The sequence below is a fragment of the Bacteroides fragilis NCTC 9343 genome, from assembly GCF_000025985.1.
Lineage (GTDB): Bacteria > Bacteroidota > Bacteroidia > Bacteroidales > Bacteroidaceae > Bacteroides > Bacteroides fragilis.
The window spans coordinates 1,439,190-1,454,729 of the sequence record NC_003228.3; the positions used below are offsets into that span (position 1 = coordinate 1,439,190).

11 protein-coding genes are annotated in these 15,540 nt (G+C 42.3%); 7 read left to right on the forward strand and 4 right to left on the reverse strand.

Translation table 11 applies throughout. The features are described 5' to 3' along the window. Window positions 1–30: 30 nt before the first annotated feature. Entirely contained in the window at window positions 31–822 is a 792-nt protein-coding gene (locus BF9343_RS05495; RefSeq protein WP_010992364.1) for an META domain-containing protein, read from the forward strand. A gap of 196 nt (window positions 823–1,018) precedes the next feature. Here the strand turns inward: BF9343_RS05495 and BF9343_RS05500 are convergent, their stop codons facing one another. Both BF9343_RS05500 and BF9343_RS05505 read right to left on the reverse strand, forming a co-directional pair. After that, window positions 1,019–2,023, reverse strand: a complete 1,005-nt coding sequence (locus BF9343_RS05500) for a FecCD family ABC transporter permease (RefSeq protein WP_010992365.1) — start codon at window positions 2,021–2,023, stop codon at window positions 1,019–1,021. Next, window positions 2,020–3,159 carry an ABC transporter substrate-binding protein gene (locus BF9343_RS05505; protein ID WP_005812882.1) on the reverse strand — a complete coding sequence of 380 codons (1,140 nt, stop codon included), beginning with the start codon at window positions 3,157–3,159 and terminating at the stop codon, window positions 2,020–2,022. The genes BF9343_RS05500 and BF9343_RS05505 overlap by 4 nt, the downstream gene beginning before the upstream one ends. 532 nt (window positions 3,160–3,691) lie before the next feature. Here BF9343_RS05505 and BF9343_RS05510 point away from each other — a divergent pair. The 4 genes from BF9343_RS05510 (at window position 3,692) to BF9343_RS05525 (ending at window position 10,448) form a co-directional block, all read left to right on the forward strand. After that, the gene (locus tag BF9343_RS05510; RefSeq protein WP_010992367.1) at window positions 3,692–5,854 is read left to right on the forward strand and encodes an SLBB domain-containing protein; all 2,163 of its coding nucleotides are present in this window, start codon (window positions 3,692–3,694) and stop codon (window positions 5,852–5,854) included. 7 nt (window positions 5,855–5,861) lie between these two features. After that, entirely contained in the window at window positions 5,862–6,386 is a 525-nt protein-coding gene (locus tag BF9343_RS05515) for a UpxY family transcription antiterminator (RefSeq protein ID WP_005795676.1), read from the forward strand. 420 nt (window positions 6,387–6,806) lie between these two features. Next, window positions 6,807–8,726, forward strand: a complete 1,920-nt coding sequence (gene dnaK, locus BF9343_RS05520; RefSeq protein ID WP_005785809.1) for a molecular chaperone DnaK — start codon at window positions 6,807–6,809, stop codon at window positions 8,724–8,726. Window positions 8,727–8,876: 150 nt separating this feature from the next. After that, a complete protein-coding gene (locus BF9343_RS05525; RefSeq protein WP_005801020.1) occupies window positions 8,877–10,448 on the forward strand; it encodes a ClC family H(+)/Cl(-) exchange transporter in 1,572 nt (523 codons plus the stop codon). On the opposite strand, the gene nfo is transcribed toward BF9343_RS05525, so the two are convergent. Beyond that, a complete protein-coding gene (gene nfo / locus BF9343_RS05530) occupies window positions 10,442–11,278 on the reverse strand; it encodes a deoxyribonuclease IV (RefSeq protein ID WP_005795638.1) in 837 nt (278 codons plus the stop codon). The two genes, BF9343_RS05525 and nfo, sit on opposite strands and share 7 nt — an antisense overlap. Before the next feature lie 128 nt (window positions 11,279–11,406). Next, entirely contained in the window at window positions 11,407–12,774 is a 1,368-nt protein-coding gene (locus BF9343_RS05535; protein ID WP_005795636.1) for a TrpB-like pyridoxal phosphate-dependent enzyme, read from the reverse strand. Window positions 12,775–12,909: 135 nt separating this feature from the next. On the opposite strand from BF9343_RS05535, the gene BF9343_RS05540 reads away from it, so the two are divergent. After that, window positions 12,910–14,745 (forward strand): TrkH family potassium uptake protein, encoded by a 1,836-nt coding sequence (locus BF9343_RS05540; protein ID WP_005785879.1) that lies wholly within the window; start codon window positions 12,910–12,912, stop codon window positions 14,743–14,745. 15 nt (window positions 14,746–14,760) lie between these two features. Next, on the forward strand, window positions 14,761–15,447 hold the full coding sequence (locus BF9343_RS05545) for a potassium channel family protein (RefSeq protein WP_005785882.1): 687 nt from the start codon (window positions 14,761–14,763) through the stop codon (window positions 15,445–15,447). Window positions 15,448–15,540 lie beyond the last annotated feature (93 nt).

Consider the following 15,540-nt stretch of genomic DNA (forward strand, 5'->3'; position numbering starts at 1 on the left):
GCGCCGATATTTAACTTAAACAGTATGACAATGAAAAAAGTATTACTTTCAATTTGTATGGTGAGTGCAGTATTCGCTATGTCATCTTGCGGTTCGACAAAAGAAGCCGCTTCTTTATCATCTTTAAATGGTGAATGGAATATCATTGAAGTGAATGGCTCAGCCATTGTGCCGGCAGAAAATCAGGAATTGCCGTTTATTGGTTTTGATACAGCTACGGGTAAAGTATATGGTAATAGTGGTTGTAACCGTATGATGGGATCTATAGATCTCAATTCAAAACCCGGTACTATCGATATGAGCCGATTGGGGAGTACCCGTATGGCTTGTCCGGATATGACGACAGAACAAAATGTGCTGAATGCATTGGGACAGGTGAAGAGTTATAAAAAACTGGGTAAACATAATATGGCTCTTTGCAACGCTTCCAATCGTCCGGTAGTCGTTCTTCAGAAGAAAGCTTCGGATGTAAAGTTGTCTGCTTTGAATGGTGAATGGAAAATCGAAGAAGTGAATGGAGAAGCTATCCCTTCGGGTATGGAAAAACAACCGTTTATCAATTTTGACGTGAGGAAGAAGTCCATTCATGGCAATGCGGGATGTAATTTGATTAATGGAGGATTTGAAACAGATAAGGAGAATCCCCGTTCCATTTCTTTCCCTAATGTTATTTCTACTATGATGGCTTGTCCTGATATGGAAGTGGAAGGCAAAGTGATGAAAGCTATCAACGAGGTGAAGTCATTCGATGTGTTATCCGGAGGAGGTATCGGATTTTATAGTGCAGACGGAACACTGGTAATGGTACTTGTGAAAAAATAAAAAAACGCTTGATGGAGGGACCTGCTCTCTTATTAGTGATATATTCAAACGCAAAGGGGATGCTTACAAGCATCCCCTTTGCGTTTGAATATAGTAGGCTGATGCAGAAAGTATCTTTGTAAATGGAATACTAGACAGTCACATTAGTTCATTAAGTAGTCTTGTACTCCAGTGAAAATAGTCTATTCGTGTACTTCTATTTATTGATATATGAATTCCGTAGTATGATCCATACGATAATAGGGGATCCAAACAAGGCAGTAACCGCGTTGATAGGTAGGGTACCTTGCATTCCGGGTAGTTGGGAAATTAAATCGCAGACTAACAGTGTGATGGCACCACAGAGCATGGAGGCTGGAAGAATGATGCGGTGGTTGGGGCTGCCGAATAAGCCACGGGCTACGTGAGGCATCGTGATGCCGATAAAGGCTATGGGACCGGTAAAAGCAGTGGAGGTTCCTGCCAGGAGTGCTGTAGCCAGGATAATCCAAAGCCGCAGCCGAGGAACGGAGACCCCTAATCCGTTGGCGTAGTTTTTTCCCAGCAGCAAGATGTTGAGTTGTTTTTGTAATAGTAATGCAGTCAGAATTCCACAGGCAATGACAGGTGCCATCACGCTCATCTGTTCCCAGCCTACTGAAGAAAGACTTCCAAAGGTCCAGGTGATGAATAGTTTCAGGGTATCCGGATTACTCATACTTTGCAGGATACTCACGATGGCACCGGCAAAGTTACCAAACATCATACCTATAATCAGTAACGAGATGGTTTGAGGAATTTTGATAGAGACAATAATAACCAATAATAAAACCCCTATAGCTCCAATAATAGCAGCAGTCACTTGTCCCCAACCTGTAATGAGCCACAACGGAAGAGAAGAGGTGCCGAGAATCAGTAAGGCTACTCCTAAGCTGGCACCGGAAGTTACTCCCAACACATCGGGACCAGCCAGTGGGTTGTGAAACAGAGTTTGCATTAACACTCCGGCAACGGAGAGTGAGGCTCCTGCCAAAATGGCTGTCAGTGCTTTAGGGAGTCGGTGGTTCAAGATGATTTCCCGGTAGATAAGGTTATCGTTGCTACCGATAAAAGTATTCCATACGTCACGTATAGACAAGCTAACGCTTCCGATGGCGATATCTGCCAGAAAGGCCAAAACTAACAATCCTATTAATAGTAAAAACAGTCGGTAGTGTTTCATTTACTCTTTAATTTATCCATGTAGGTCAATTCGTACTCTGGTAATAGGCTCGGATGAATGATTTTAATCATATCATTCAATAACAGATCCGGGCGGGCTACTCCACTTTCCCAATAATCGTTTCCTCCGGTAATGTTTGTCCGTTTGTTTATATGATATACATTACCATTTTTATAGGATTTAAATAGTTTGTATTTGGGATCCATCTTTCCCAAATCTTCGAGTGTGTTGGCTTGTACACCTACCCAGATATCAGCTTGGTTGAAGTGTATCAAAGCTTCTTCGATACTACTGGATATACTTCCGGAAACTGTGGTGTCATTGGCATAATAGTAGTTGGCACCTGCATCGCGAAAGAGTTGCGCATTGTAGCTTCTTCCACTTGGCATGGACCAAGTTCCCCTATAATCTTGTCCGGAAAGAATGGAAGGAGCGTATGATAATTTTTCAGCCTTCTTTTTGATTTCATTGTATTGTTCTGCTATCTGACTAAAGATACTGTCAGCAAGCTTTTCTTTATCGAAAAAAGCTCCTATGAACTTAATCCACTCTGCACGTCCCAAGATGGACTTCTCCTGCCATTCGATATTATACAAAATGGGTAATCCTGTTTGTTTCATACGCCGGCTGTTTTCATCCTCGGCATTGTAGGCAGAAGTCATTACGGCCTGCGGATGTAGTAGAAGTAGGTTTTCTATGTCCAGATTGAAAGCGTCACCTAAATCCTTTATTGTTCCATCTTTTACACCTTGAAGGATAGTAGGGTTATAAATGTAATTTGAGTTGCAGACTCCCGTGACTTTGTCCAATTCTCCAAGAAGTTCGAGGAATCCCAGATGAGTGGCTGAGTTGGTCATTATACTCTTTAGAGGAATTACTACTTTTAGTCCGTCAGTAGGAACTGCCTGGCCTTCGTTTTTCACCAGATAGTAGGTATCATAAATTTCTCCTGGTTTCCAGGGATTGTATACTGTAATTGTGGTGTATCCGGAGGAATGTGTTATACCAAATCCTTGGGCGTATGAAAGTGGCACGGAAGTCCCGTTTTCGGTGTTGGAAACTACTTTCTGCTTATCTTGGCAAGCGGTTAGCAGAAGTGAGATTAATGCGAAAAGGACAAAAGAAAATCGGGTCATCATATCTGAATTTTGAATAGTCGTGGCGCAAAAATACAAGATTATTCCGGATTATAAGTCTGCTAAGTTGGGAAAATGCTATCAAATCGGGGATGAAAGAAAGTAAGTGGAATGTGTTTTTAGACGTACGTTTATTTGTTCACAAAGATAGGGCTAATATTTAAATATACAAAGTGTTTAATAAAAAGACTTGTTTTTTACTTCTATTTTAATTGAAATAACCTCATTTTCAAATAGGTGATAGTTGTTAGGGTTTATATTTTCTCTTTTCATTTTTATGTATCCTTTTTCGTAATAAATCACTCGTTTTTGATGTGTTTTTAAACGTACGTTTAAAAACACATCTTTTGGACTATAATGTGCTGATAATAAGAATGTTTTATTGAGAATTTATAAATAGTTAACTGCTATGGTTTTATTAGGATGTATTCTTGGAAGTGTGATATTGGGACTACTCGCTTGTCTGATATGGATACTTTATGATTTTCGGAGATTTAAGAAGAAAAATAATTTTATAGAATGAGTTAGAAAGATGGGCAAGAAAGTATTAGTCTTTTTACTGTTGCTATCATTTATCGGATGGACAAAGGCTCAACAGGAAGAGTTACAAAATGGTACGGAGCAGAGTAAACAACTCCAGGTTTTTGGACGCAATATATTTGCCAGCCGGAATTTGTCATTTGAGCCAAATTTAAATATTCCTACTCCGGAAAATTATAGGTTGGGGCCGGGGGATGAAGTGATTATTGATGTATGGGGAACTTCGGAAAATACGGTACGAGAGACTATTTCTCCGGAAGGTAATATCATGGTGGAGAATATCGGTCCTATCTACCTGAGTGGTATGAATATGGAGGAGGCTGAACGATATTTGCGGCATGAATTTAGTAAGATTTATGCAGCTATCTCCGGAGAATCGGCACATATCAAGGTGACGTTAGGAAAAATACGTTCCATTATGGTCAATGTGATGGGAGAGGTCGAAGTTCCCGGTACGTATCGGTTATCGGCTTTTGCATCGGTGTTTCATGCTTTGTATCGTGCCGGAGGAGTTAATCGTATAGGCAGTTTACGAACCATTCAAGTCGTACGAAGTGGTATGAAAGTAGCTGATGTGGATGTGTATGAGTATATTATGAAAGGAAAACTTACAGATGATATACGTTTGTCGGAAGGAGATGTGGTTTTGGTATCCCCTTATGAAAATTTGGTTGGTATATCGGGAAAGGTGAAGAGACCGATGATCTATGAAATGAAACATGGAGAAAGTTTAGCTACTTTGATTGGTTATACGGGTGGATTTACCGGAGATGCTTATCGGAATACGGTTCGTCTGGTGCGTCGTAGCGGAAGGGAGAAGCAAATATATAATGTGGACCAACAGGATTACGATAACTTTATTCTGACTGATAACGATGAAGTGTCCGTTGAGGCGGTATTGGGACGTTTTTCAAATAAAGTAGAAATTCATGGAGCGGTTTATCGTGCAGGCATGTATCAGTTGGATAGTGTGACGGGGACTATAAAGCGGCTGATACAACAGGCGGAAGGTCTTCGTGGAGATGCTTTTCTTAATAGAGCCTTGTTGAGGCGGGAGCGTGAAGATCTGTCTCATGAAATGATTCCTGTTGATCTGAAAAAACTTATGGCAGGAACTGCACCCGATTTACCTCTGCAAAAGAATGATGTACTCTATATCTCAAGTATAAAGGAATTGGAAAAAGAAGGAGTTCTCTTCATTTATGGTGACGTGGCAAAACCGGGTTATTTTCCCTTTGCGCGGAATATGAGTGTTCAGGACTTGATTTTAAAAGCTGGCGGATTATTGGAATCGGCTTCGACTGTTCGTATCGATGTGTCACGACGAATTAAAGATCCTAAAAGTGTTTCTTCTTCTACTGTGATAGGGAAAAGCTTTACAGTAGAATTGAAAAATGGACTGTTGATAGGAGAGAGCAATACACTGAAATTGGAACCTTATGATATGGTGTTTGTACGTAGAAGTCCAGGGTATCAAAAGCAGGCAAATGTGACGGTCAATGGGGAAGTTACATTTACAGGAAACTATGCGCTGACTAAAAAGAATGAACGGCTGAGTGACTTGATAGCAAAAGCCGGAGGGTTATCGAAGAGCGCCTATGCGAAAGGTGCGCGTCTGATGCGCAGGATGACAGCGGATGAAATCCGGCAAAAGCAAGATGCAGTTCGGTTTGCAACAAAGGGAACCGGAAAAGATTCGGTCTCTTTATCTTCTTTGGAAGTGGATCAGACTTACTCTGTCGGTATTGAACTTGAAAAAGCTCTGGCAAAGCCGAAATCGGATGAAGATCTGGTATTACGGGAGGGCGACGTACTTTTTGTTCCTAAATATGTCAGTACCGTGACTGTTAACGGTGCTGTGATGTACCCCAATACTGTGCTTTATCAGAAAGGAAGTGGAATTGATTATTATATAGGACAAGCCGGTGGTTTTGAAAACCGGGCCTTGAAACGGCGTGCTTATGTTGTATATATGAATGGTACAGTCTCCCGATTGAGAAGAAATACGGCAAATGCCATTGAACCCGGGTGTGAAATAATTGTGCCCAGCAAAGGAGAACGGAAGAAAATGACTACAGCAGGAGCTGTTGGCATGAGTAGCTCCATTGCTTCTATAGCTGCGATGGTTGCTTCGATGGTGAGTTTAACAAAATAAGAAATAGATGAATACAAACGAAAGGCCCGAAATGACAGAAAAACAGTCATGTCATTGGTATCTTGCTTTTACTGCTTCTCGGGCAGAGCAACGCGTGAAGCAAGAACTGGATCAGCGGAAAGTCCGAAACTATCTTCCACTACGTAAAATTACTTATCAATGGCAGGGACGTTCCAGGGAGGCATTATGTCCACAAATAGCTCGTTGCGTCCTTATTTGGACGTCATTGTCCGACATTCGGCAGTTATCCGGAATATCAGGATTGATTATTCCTCAAAACATCTGGGATTATCGTGTTCCGGAATGGCAGGTGGAAAGTTATCAACTATTGTTTTCTCAAATGGATACCGCTGTGGAATGGATACCCGATTGCTTGGAATCCGCCACAATGGTTCGTGTTACAGGAGGTCCTTTGACTGGGTTAGTGGGCGAACTGGATACTTCGGACACAGGGTTTCGGATAAGGATCCGTTTTCATTCTATGGGATGTTTTCGTGTTGCTGTACCTGAAGAATGGATTGAAAAATTTTAAGAACCTGTTTGAATCTACAAGTTTGTATGAACAAAGATTGAATGCTTTTCTAAGTCCATCCTTAGGTTTGTTGCTGTCAGAGACATATCGATGGGTGTAGAGAAATAAGAGATGTTCGAAAACAGGATCTAACTATTACTTTTTCTTTTTTTCATCTCAACGATAATTCCTCGTCTGTTACAGGGCGGGGAATTATTATTTTATTTTCCCTGTAACTTTGACTTTTTTTCATCTTTCAAGTGACAATAGAATGTCAAAATCTGACTTTCTGTCAGAGTCCTGTCATTTTCGATCTTACTCAACCTTTTGGCACAAGGTTTGTTTTTTTATAGTCGTCCGCTTAAGACAAACTCCTGAAGGGGGTGCGGGAACAACCGGACAAAAGAAACTGAAATAATAATAAATAAAAGAATAACGATCATGGGAAAAATTATTGGTATTGACTTAGGAACTACAAACTCTTGTGTTTCTGTATTTGAAGGAAACGAACCTGTAGTAATTGCAAATAGTGAAGGTAAACGTACGACTCCTTCTATTGTGGCATTTGTAGATGGCGGAGAACGTAAAGTCGGTGATCCTGCAAAACGTCAGGCTATCACGAACCCTACCCGTACAATTTTCTCTATCAAACGTTTCATGGGTGAGAATTGGGATCAGGTACAAAAAGAAATAGCACGCGTTCCTTATAAAGTAGTGAAAGGTGATAACAACACTCCACGTGTGGATATTGACGGACGCCTGTATACTCCACAGGAAATTTCAGCAATGATTCTGCAGAAGATGAAGAAAACAGCTGAGGATTATCTGGGACAAGAAGTAACAGAAGCTGTGATTACCGTTCCTGCATATTTCTCTGATTCGCAGCGTCAGGCAACTAAAGAAGCCGGACAGATTGCCGGTTTGGAAGTTAAACGTATTGTAAACGAACCGACAGCGGCTGCGTTGGCTTATGGTCTTGATAAGGCTCATAAAGATATGAAGATTGCCGTATTCGACTTAGGTGGAGGTACATTCGATATTTCTATCTTGGAGTTCGGTGGCGGCGTATTCGAGGTGCTTTCTACAAATGGTGACACCCATTTGGGTGGTGATGACTTTGACCAGGTTATTATCGATTGGCTGGTTCAGGAATTTAAGAACGATGAAGGTGCCGACCTGACTCAGGATCCGATGGCTATGCAGCGTTTGAAAGAAGCTGCTGAAAAAGCGAAGATTGAATTGTCTTCTTCTACAAGCACTGAAATCAACTTGCCGTATATTATGCCGGTAGGTGGTGTACCTAAGCACTTGGTTAAGACGCTGACTCGCGCTAAATTTGAATCTTTGGCTCACAACTTGATTCAGGCTTGTCTTGAACCCTGTAAGAAAGCAATGCAGGATGCAGGTTTGAGTAACTCGGATATTGATGAAGTAATCCTCGTAGGTGGTTCTTCTCGTATTCCGGCTGTACAGAAGCTGGTTGAAGATTTCTTTGGTAAAACTCCTTCAAAGGGGGTTAATCCGGATGAAGTTGTAGCTGTAGGTGCTGCTGTTCAGGGTGCTGTGCTGACTGATGAAATCAAAGGTGTGGTATTGTTGGATGTTACTCCGTTGTCAATGGGTATCGAAACACTGGGTGGTGTGATGACTAAATTGATTGACGCTAATACTACAATCCCTGCACGTAAGAGCGAAACATTCTCTACTGCTGCCGACAATCAGACAGAAGTTACCATTCACGTTCTGCAAGGTGAACGTCCGATGGCTGCACAAAATAAATCAATCGGTCAGTTCAATCTGACTGGAATTGCTCCGGCACGTCGTGGCGTTCCTCAAATTGAGGTAACTTTCGATATCGATGCCAACGGTATTCTGAAAGTATCTGCAAAGGATAAGGCTACTGGTAAAGAACAGGCTATCCGTATCGAGGCTTCCAGCGGTTTGAGCAAAGAGGAAATCGAAAAAATGAAGGCTGAAGCTGAGGCTAATGCAGAGGCTGATAAGAAAGAACGTGAGAAGATTGATAAACTGAATCAGGCTGACAGTTTGATCTTCCAGACTGAGACTCAGTTGAAGGAATTGGGTGATAAGTTACCGGCAGATAAGAAAGCTCCGATCGAGGCTGCTCTCCAGAAACTGAAAGATGCTCACAAGGCTCAGGATATGACAACTATCGATAGCGCTATGGCTGAACTGAATACTGCATTCCAGGCTGCAAGTGCCGAAATGTACGCTCAGAGCGGTGCACAAGGTGGTGCACAGGCCGGTCCGGATATGAACGCAGGTCAGTCAAATGCCGGACAAAATAATGGCAAACAAGACGATAATGTTCAGGATGCTGACTTTGAAGAAGTGAAGTAAGTCCGGTTATCAATAGGTCTACATACAAAAGGCCGTTACAAGACAAGTGCTTGTGACGGCCTTTTTTCGTTTGAACCAATTTTAACTCTTCGTTTGAAACCAAGCTATCTCTTAGTTGTTGTACACTGCAACGGTATAACGGACAGAGATATGTTTGGGAAATCAGATGATTTAAAGGATATGAGGAAATGGCGGGTATGGAAGCTGAAGCTGATAGATGCTCGTCTTTATTTTGTCAGTATATTCGTAGGACTGTTGACAGGACTGGTTGCTGTTCCTTATCATTATCTGCTACAATTGTTTTTCAATACCCGTAGAGATTTTTTTGATTCACATCCACATTGGTATTGGCATATTCCTATTTTCTTGTCCTTATGGGGAATACTTTTGTTTGTTATGTGGCTGGTGAAAAAAATGCCTTTAATCACCGGTGGGGGCATCCCTCAAACCCGTGGGGTTATTAATGGACGTATCTCTTACAAACATCCTTTTATTGAATTGGTGTCTAAATTTGTGGGAGGAGTGCTGGCTTTGAGTGCGGGATTGTCTTTAGGGCGTGAAGGACCTTCCGTCCAGATAGGTTCTTATGTGGGGTGCCTTGTATCGAAGTGGGGAAGAGTATTGGCCGGTGAACGAAAACAACTGCTGGCAGCCGGTGCCGGTGCCGGGTTGGCTGCTGCTTTTGCCGCTCCTTTGGCTTCATCTTTACTGGTTATTGAGTCTATCGAACGTTTTGATGCCCCCAAGACTGCTATAACTACTTTGCTTGCGGGAGTGGTGGCCGGCGGTGTGGCAAGTATGATTTTTCCTATCAATCCTTATTTTCAGATTGATGCCATTTCTCCCGGACTGACTTTTTTTTCACAAGTTAAACTGTTCTTATTATTGGCTGCAGTGATTTCCGTATCCGGTAAGATTTATTCGGTTATTACTGTTTGGTTTAAGCGACTTTATCCCGCAATCAAGCATCCGGCCTATGTTAAGATGCTCTACCTCTTGTTTATAGCTTACTTAATATCGCTTACTGAGGTGAATTTAACCGGTGGAGGTGAGCAATTCTTGTTGGGACAGGCGATGCATGCCGATACTCATATTATGTGGATTGTGGGGATGATGATTCTGCACTTTGTTTTTAGCGTACTTTCATTTTCATCCGGATTGCCGGGAGGAAGTTTCATTCCCACTTTGGTTACCGGAGGGTTGATCGGGCAGATAGTTGCTTTGATTCTGGTACGTCAGGGGATCATCGGATACGAAAATATCAGTTATGTTATGTTGATATGTATGTCTGCCTTTCTAGTTGCTGTGATCAGGACTCCTCTGACAGCCATTGTCTTGATTACGGAAATCACCGGACATTTGGAAGTTTTCTATCCTTCTATCGTCGTGGGTGGACTGACCTATTACTTTACGGAAATGTTGCAGATACAACCGTTTAATGTGACACTTTATGATGATATGATTAATTCTCCTGAATTTCAGGAAGAGAAACGTTATACACTCTCTGTGGAAGTGATGAGTGGTTCGTATTTTGATGGGAAAACAGTCAATGAAATACAGTTGCCGGAACGTTGTGAAATTATCAATATACACCGGGACAGGAAAGATATACCCCCGGCAAAGCAGAAACTTGTTCCGGGGGATCAGGTGCAGATCGAGATGGATGCACAAGATATTGAAAAATTATACGAGCCTTTGGTAAGTATGGCCAATATTTATTGAGTTTGTTCTCTCAGCCAGGCTATTTCTTCGGGCCACAGTGTTTCGTCGATAGTCTCCAGAATCAACGGCATGTTGTCGAAACGGGGATCTTTCATTAGCTTCTCAAAGAAAGCGAAACCGATTAATCCCTTACCGATGCTGTCGTGACGGTCTACACGACTTCCCAATTCTTTTTTTGAATCGTTGAGATGCATTCCCCGCAGATATTCAAATCCGACCACTTCACCGAATTCTCCGAATACGTCATCATAATCATTCAGAAAGTCATAACCGGCTGTAAAGGTGTGGCAGGTGTCCAGGCACACTCCTACACGGCTTTTATCTTCCACGCGGTCGATGATGTATTTCAACTGCCAGAATTCATTTCCCAGGTTACTTCCCTGTCCTGCCGTGTTTTCAATAACAGCGGTTACTCCTTTGGTCTTTTCCAAAGCCAGATTGATACTTTCTGCAATTCGGTCCAGACATTCCTCTACCGATATCTTGTTGAGATGGCTTCCCGGATGGAAGTTCAGTAATTTTAATCCCAGTTGTTCGCAGCGTTGCATTTCGTCAAGGAAAGCAGCCCTACTTTTAGTTAATCCTTCTTCTTCAGGATGTCCCAGATTGATCAGATAACTGTCATGTGGGAGAATGTATTCGGGGGCAAAACCGAACTTCTCACAATTTTCTTTGAATAGACGAATACTATCTTCAGTTAGAGGCTTACTGACCCACTGGCGTTGATTTTTTGTGAAGAGGGCGAACGCATTGGCCCCGATCTCATGTGCATTAACAGGAGCAAACTCTACTCCTCCCGATGCACTGACATGTGCTCCGATATATTTCATAATTCTTTTCTTTGATTTGTCTGCAAAGATAACATTTCCATAACAATATATGTTTTGCCCCATAACAATATATGTAATCACTCATTACATATATTGTTATGGGGCAAAAGCTCAGATGGTCTTAATGATTAAGCTAAGTTTCCTATTTCGTCCAGATTCTTTTGGATATCATCGTCTGTAAGCGAATAGTTTACCAAGTCGCCGGACAGATATTTGTCATATGAAGCCATATCGATCAGTCCGTGGCCGGACAGATTGAACAGTATTACTTTCTCTTCTCCGCTTTCTTTGCACTTATTGGCTTCACGGATGGTGGCTGCAATGGCGTGACATGATTCAGGAGCAGGGATGATTCCCTCAACTTGTGCGAACAGGCATCCTGCTTCGAATGATTCCAACTGACTGATATCTACTGCTTCCATCAGTTTGTCTTTCAGGAGTTGCGAAACGATTACTCCGGCACCGTGATAACGAAGTCCGCCTGCATGGATATTGGCCGGGGCAAAGTTATGTCCTAATGTGAACATAGGCAACAGTGGAGTATATCCGGCTTCATCACCGAAGTCGTACTGGAACTTGCCTCGGGTAAGTTTCGGGCAAGATGCCGGTTCGGCAGCGATGAAACGTGTCTTTTTACCTTCAAGTATGTTGTGACGCATGAAAGGGAATGCGATACCACCGAAGTTGGAGCCGCCACCAAAGCAGGCAATCACCATATCAGGATATTCGCCAGCCATTGCCATCTGCTTTTCGGCTTCCAGACCGATCACTGTCTGGTGAAGGGTGACATGGCTCAAAACGGAACCTAATGTATATTTGCAGTTAGGAGTGGTTTGTGCCAGTTCGATTGCCTCGGAGATGGCGGTCCCTAATGATCCCTGATGATTGGGGTGTGCAGTCAGGATATCTTTTCCTGCACGGGTTGACATTGAAGGGGATGGGGTCACTTGGGCACCATAAGTCTGCATGATACTGCGGCGGTAAGGTTTCTGTTCATAGCTGATCTTTACCTGATAGACGGCTGCTTCCAGACCGAAGAGTTTAGCGGCATAGGCCAAAGAGGCTCCCCATTGTCCTGCTCCGGTTTCAGTTGTTACGTTTTGTACGCCTTCTTTTTTGCAATAATAAGCTTGAGGGATGGCGGAATTTAATTTGTGTGAACCCATCGGGCTGACACTTTCATTCTTGAAATAGATATGTGCCGGCGTACCCAATGCTTTTTCCAAACCATAGGCACGAACCAATGGAGTACTACGGTAATATTTATACATTTCACGAACTTCTTCCGGTATTTCGATCCATTGGTCAGTCTGGTTCAGCTCCTGACGGCAAAGTTCTTCTGCGAAGATCGGATACAGGTCTTCTGCCTTTAATGGCTGTTTGGTTCCCGGATGCAACGGAGGCATCGGTTTGTTCACCATGTCGGCTTGTATGTTGTACCAATAGTGTGGAATTTCTTCTTCAGGCAGCATGTACCTTTTTTTCTTGTCGCTCATAATATTGTAGTTATTTGATTATTCTGATGCCAAAAGTAAGTATAATTTTTAAGAATTATATGATTTCAGCAACAAAGAATCGGATATGTTTGTTATTTTAGTTAAGTTTGTGCGACTCAATTAATATGCAATCCGATGAAGATTTATCATAAATTCTTTTTATATCAGAATAAATTATTGCAGCCTTACGTACGACTTTTGTTACGATTAATGGCAATCATCACCTATCTGGCCTCCATTATGCTGATAGTGGGAGTGATCTATGAACATGGCTTTACGCTCTCTGCACATGAAGTTACGAAAATACATCTTCTCTATAAGACGGTCTGGATTATATTCTTGATTGATGTCACCCTGCATATATTACTTGAATACAGGGATACGAAAAAGAATTTCCGGAAACTTGCCTGGATACTGAGTTGGTTGTTATATCTGACTCTGATACCGGTCATTTTTCATCGTCCCGAAGAAGGAGGGGCTATCTTGCATTTGTGGGAGTTCCTACACGGCTACTTTTATCACATTGTCCTGCTGTTACTTTTTTCTCTTTTGAATTTATCGAACGGATTGGTACGCCTTTTAGGAAGGCGGACGAATCCTTCTCTGATTTTGGCTGCCAGCTTTCTGGTGATTATTTTAATCGGAGCGGGATTGTTGATGTTGCCTCGTTGTACAGTAGACGGTGTTACATTATCGTGGGTCGATGCACTGTTTACTTCTACCAGTGCCGTATGTGTAACAGGGCTGGTACCTGTTGATGTGTCTGCCACCTTTACTCCGGCGGGACTGACAGTGATCATATTGCTGATTCAGATCGGCGGTTTGGGAGTCATGACTCTGACCAGTTTCTTTGCTATGTTCTTCATGGGAAATACTTCTCTGTACAATCAGTTAGTGGTACGTGATATGGTAAGTTCCAATTCGTTGGGGTCATTACTTTCTACCTTATTATATATTTTAGGTTTCACTCTGGTGATTGAGGGAGTCGGTATGCTTTCTATCTGGTTCAGTATTCATGGTACACTGGGGATGGATGTACAGGATGAACTGGCTTTTTCTGCCTTCCACTCTATTTCTGCTTTCTGTAATGCCGGATTTTCTACATTGCCGGGTAATTTGGGTAATCCGATGGTAATGACTAATCATAATTGGCTTTATATAACCGTGTCGCTCCTGATCATTTTTGGGGGAATCGGTTTCCCGATTCTTGTTAATTTCAAAGATATTATTGTTTACCATGCCCGTCGCTTCTGGCGTTTGATTCGTACCCGTCAATGGGACAATCACCGGGTGCACCATTTATTTAACCTGAATACCAAGATTGTTCTGATAATGACTGTCTTATTGCTTGTTTTCGGCACGGTGGCCATTGCAATTTTTGAGTGGAATCATTCGTTTGCCGGTATGTCGATTGCTGATAAGTGGACACAGGCTTTCTTTAATGCCACTTGTCCCCGAACGGCCGGATTCAGCAGTGTCGATTTGACTTCACTCAGTATACAGACCATTATGCTTTATATTGTTCTGATGTGGATTGGTGGTGCGGCACAGTCTACGGCCGGTGGTGTGAAAGTAAATGCGTTTGCCGTGGCCTCACTCAACTTGATTGCGGTTTTGAGAGGAACAGAGAGAGTAGAGGTTTTCGGTCGTGAATTGTCGCACGATTCTATTCGTCGCTCCAATGCGGCTGTGGTTGTTTCATTAGGAATCTTGTTTGTATTTATATTTATTTTAAGTATACTGGAGCCTAAGATGTCTATCATGACTCTGACCTTTGAATGTGTGTCGGCTCTCAGTACGGTTGGTTCCAGTCTGAATGCGACTCCTTTGCTGTGTGATGAAAGTAAATTGCTGGTATCATTGCTTATGTTTATCGGCCGTGTGGGATTTATTACACTGGTACTGGGCATTGTGAAACAGAAAAAGAATACGAAATACCGTTATCCGAGCGATAACATTATCATAAACTAATCAGTTGAATTCATTATGAAATACATTATTATTGGTCTTGGAAATTACGGTCATGTGTTGGCCGAAGAACTTTCTACCTTAGGGCACGAGGTGATAGGGGCTGATTTGGATGAAGGGCGGGTAGATAGCATAAAAGATAAGATTGCCACCGCCTTTGTGATCGATGCGACGGACGAGCAGTCTCTTTCCGTCCTGCCTCTCAACAGTGTTGATATGGTGATTGTCGCTATCGGTGAAAATTTCGGAGCTTCAATTCGTGTGGTGGCTATGTTGAAGCAAAAGCAGGTAAAGCATATTTATGCACGTGCCATTGATGGGGTTCACAAAGCGGTACTTGAGGCTTTTGGGTTGGAGAAGATTTTGACTCCGGAGGAAGATGCGGCTCGGAGTTTGGTGCAGCTATTGGATTTTGGTACAAAGATGGAAACCTTTCGGGTAGACTCGGAATATTATGTGGTTAAGTTCAATGTTCCCGAGAAGTTTGTCGGCTATTTTGTTAACGAGCTGAATTTAGATGAAGAATTCAATTTGAAGTTGATCGGATTGAAGCGTTCCAATACGATCAAGAATTGCCTGGGCATTTCTTTGGTGGAGCACAAGGTTGTAAACGAATTGCCGGAGGATGCCAAGATACGTCCGGATGACGTATTGGTGTGCTATGGTAAATATAGTGATTTTCAGAAATTGTGGAAGGCGTTGTGATAAGGATAAATTATAGTGAGATTGTTGTTCTTTCTTTATGTAAATGCGCCTCAAATGTAACGGAATCACATTTGAGGCGCATATCGAAGAAGT